General features: G+C 43.9%; 1 protein-coding gene. It reads left to right on the forward strand.

Annotated elements, in window-relative coordinates; all coding sequences use genetic code 11:
* The coding region (locus IEQ44_RS18785) for an alpha/beta hydrolase family protein (RefSeq protein ID WP_227487715.1) at positions 1-237 on the forward strand (237 nt) is incomplete at both ends.

The following is a 237-nucleotide window of genomic DNA, read 5'->3' on the forward strand; positions in this document are numbered from 1 at the left end:
AGACCTTGCCAGATTTTGTAGTCTATAGACCCGAAAAACTAAAAAAAGCAGTCAAGAAAGAGGGGCTATTGCCATTGATGGTGTTTGCCAATGGTGCCTGTGCGAATACATCCATCACGCATGAAAGGGTATTGTCTGAAATAGCTTCACATGGATATATCGTGGTAGCCATTGGTGCCTTGAAACTAGCCAATGATGAGAACTGGGAAAGCACAGAAGCCCATATGCTTATAGGGG

Origin of the sequence: Nocardioides malaquae (assembly GCF_015070385.1) — a bacterium.
In the GTDB taxonomy this organism is placed as follows: Bacteria; Actinomycetota; Actinomycetes; order Propionibacteriales; family Nocardioidaceae; genus Nocardioides; species Nocardioides malaquae.